Below are 2,705 nucleotides of genomic sequence, written 5' to 3' on the forward strand. Positions count from 1 at the left end.
TCTAATGATCTGCAGTGGGCTGATCAAAACGTGGATGCCATTCTGCATGCCTGGTATCCGGGAACGCAGGGAGGGCTTGCAATTGCGGATGTACTGATGGGTGATTACTCACCGTCAGGAAAGCTTCCTATGACTTTCCCCCGTTCAGTCGGTCAGGTGCCACTGTTTTATAACCACAAAAATACCGGTCGCCCGTATAACGCGAGTAACCCTAATCAGCGTCAGGAGCACTATAAGTCCCGTTACGATGACTCGCCGAATACCCCGCTGTATCCATTTGGCCATGGGCTGAGTTATGCCGATTTTAGCTACGGTGATATCAAGCTGTCGTCTGACACCTTGACACAGGACGGCAAGCTTGAGGTGTCAGTGAAGGTGACCAATAGCGGCGATTATGACGGAGAAGAGGTTGTACAGCTATATACTCGCCAGCTGGTTGGTTCAACAACACGTCCGGTCAAAGAGCTGAAAGGTTTCCAGAAGCTGTACTTTGAAAAGGGGGAGTCTAAAACAGTGACGTTTACCCTGACAGCTGACGACTTGGCTTTCTATCGAGCAGGACTTGAGTGGGGTGTTGAGCCTAGCGATTTCTATGTCTATGTCGGTACATCTTCTGATGATGTACAGCGGGCCGAATTCAAGCTTGTAGATCATCAATAATTTCGTTTCGTGCTTTAGCTGGTGCAGCGGCAACAGGGGGGTAGTTCTGCTGTACCAGCGCCTTCAATTTAATAGTCTGTTTAAGGAAATAGTGGTGAAAAAGAAACTAATACCGTTATTGGTCGCAGGGGGCATGTCGCAAGTCTGCCATGCTGCCGACACAGGGACTGCAACTGAGACTGTCGCCAATCAAGAGTCACAGCGACCGAATATCATTTTTATTATGTCTGATGATCACGCCGTTCAGGCGTTGAGTGCCTACGGACATGAAGTCTCCAAACTGGCACCGACACCCAATATCGACAGGATTGCTGCAAACGGGGTGCGCTTTGCCAACTCATTCGTTACCAACTCGTTGTGCGGCCCGAGTCGCGGTGCGATGCTGACGGGAAAGTTCGGTCATAAAAACGGCTTTAACTATAACGGACAGTCGTTTGACGGCAGCCAATATACCTGGCCGCGAGCGTTGCATGAAGCGGGCTATACCACTGCAGTGATCGGAAAGTGGCACATCAACCTTATTCCGAAAGGACTTAACTTTGATCATTGGGAAATCCTCAATGATCAGGGTGAGTACTACAACCCGGACTTTATCACCAAAGACGGTGTAAAAATGGAGATGGGCTATACAACGGATCTGATCACCGATAAAACCATCAAATGGCTGGATGAACAACGTGACAAGAGCAAGCCGTTTGCGCTGATGATGCACCATAAAGCACCGCATCGTAACTGGATGCCGCCACTTCGTCATACTCAGCTCTATGCCAATACAGAGTTCCCTGTTCCGGCCAATTACTTTGATAATTACAAGGATAGGGTAGCCGCCGGCAAGCAGGAAATGAACATCTATCGAGATGCCCAGGAAGGGCATGATCTCAAGATGACAACAGGTGTTGGCAAGTCGCAATGGCGTAAAGATATCTGGCCTCATCTGCTGGCTCGTTTGACTGACGAGCAGCGAGCAAAATGGGATGCTGCCTATCAGGAACGTAATGATTTCATGAATGCCAACGAGGCCAACTGGTCTGAGGAAGAAATGGCAGTCTGGAAGTATCAGCGCTATATGCAGGATTACCTGGCAACGGTTAAAGCTGTCGATGAAAGTGTCGGTGAGGTGCTGGACTACCTGGAAGAGAACGGCCTGTCTGACAACACTTTGGTGGTGTATACCTCGGATCAGGGTTTCTTCCTGGGTGAGCACGGCTTCTTTGACAAGCGCTTTATGTACGAAGAATCATTCTCTACGCCGTTGGTGATGCAGTATCCGGGCAAGATCAAACCGGGTACTGTAGTTGATGAACTGGTGCAGAACATTGATTACGCACCGACCTTCCTGCAGTTTGCCGGTGTTGACGCCCCGAAAGATCTTGATGGCGAATCAATGGTGGATCTACTGACAACAGGCCAGGCGAATAACTGGCGTAGTAGCCTGTACTATCACTATTATGAATCTCCGGGCTTCCATAATGTCGCAAGACATTACGGTGTGCGTGACAACCGCTATAAGCTTATTCATTTCTACTATCCGGATGATGCATGGGAGCTTTACGATCTGAAGAAAGATGGGTCAGAAATGCAGAACGTGATTGATGATCCGGCTTATAAGGACGAAGTAGTGCGCCTCAAACGTGAACTTCATAAACTCGAGAAGCAGTATGACGTACCGCCGATGGAAGAGTGGAAGGACATGGATCTTGTCCATATGCCAAAAGACAGGCTGCAAGATCTTTTCCCTCAGAGCTTTGAATAAGAGAGTGGCTCACTTTAGAAAAAGATAAGTTGTTAATTCGGAGCTTGATGAGCAGTATTGACACGACTATCCTTATGCCGCTTGCTAATAGTAAGCGGCATGTATTTTGGGGGATAGTGAGAGGATACTGTTACAAGCTTCTTGGTAATAACGTGTACCTTGCCTTTGTGTTCATACCTCCCGCTCATATTTTTCGATTTCTGTTTTAAATATATCAATCAAAGTAATAATAGATGGCGCTTCTATCTTATTGTGAGCCTTCGAAATATATAGCGGTACCTTATAAGATGCG

At 47.7% G+C, this 2,705-nt stretch carries 2 protein-coding genes; both read left to right on the forward strand.

The genetic code is table 11. From position 1 onward, the window contains the following. On the forward strand, window positions 1-660 hold a 660-nt coding region (locus tag MHN01_RS23715), incomplete at its 5' end, for a glycoside hydrolase family 3 C-terminal domain-containing protein (protein ID WP_239413815.1). A 94-nt stretch (window positions 661-754) separates the two neighbouring features. Then, window positions 755-2,413 (forward strand): sulfatase, encoded by a 1,659-nt coding sequence (locus tag MHN01_RS23720; protein WP_239413816.1) that lies wholly within the window; start codon window positions 755-757, stop codon window positions 2,411-2,413. The last annotated feature ends 292 nt before the right edge of the window (window positions 2,414-2,705 follow it).

The sequence above is a fragment of the Photobacterium sp. OFAV2-7 genome (assembly GCF_022347985.1).
GTDB lineage: Bacteria > Pseudomonadota > Gammaproteobacteria > Enterobacterales > Vibrionaceae > Photobacterium.